Annotated in this window: 1 protein-coding gene; it reads right to left on the bottom strand. The window is 66.3% G+C overall.

Translation table 11 applies throughout. From position 1 onward, the window contains the following. Positions 1–230, bottom strand: a 230-nt coding sequence (locus SB771_RS35700) for a RidA family protein (RefSeq protein WP_410722131.1), incomplete at its 3' end; no start/stop codon positions are given. Between the last annotated feature and the right edge of the window lie 25 nt (positions 231–255).

The raw sequence follows: 255 nt of genomic DNA, 5'->3' as shown, positions 1-255 counted from the left end.
ATGATGACCTGCGCCAGCGTGCCGCCCGCCGCGGCAAGCACACGGCCGATGTTGTCCAGCGCCGCGTCGGTCTGCTCGCGCAGGCCAGGGCCGACAGTGCGCTCCCGGGCATCGACGCCGACCTGGCCGGACAACAGCATGCGGCGCTGGCCCGTGACGATGACAGCCTGGCTGAAGCCGTATTGCACGGTATTGAAGACGGTGTCGGGATTGACGACGGTTCGGGACATATTGGTTCTCCTTGTAGACGCCTCG

Origin of the sequence: Burkholderia sp. SIMBA_051, assembly GCF_046534915.1 — a bacterium.
GTDB lineage: Bacteria > Pseudomonadota > Gammaproteobacteria > Burkholderiales > Burkholderiaceae > Burkholderia > Burkholderia ambifaria.
The sequence above is the reverse complement of the archived record's forward strand: the minus strand, read 5'-3'. Positions and strand labels throughout refer to the sequence as shown.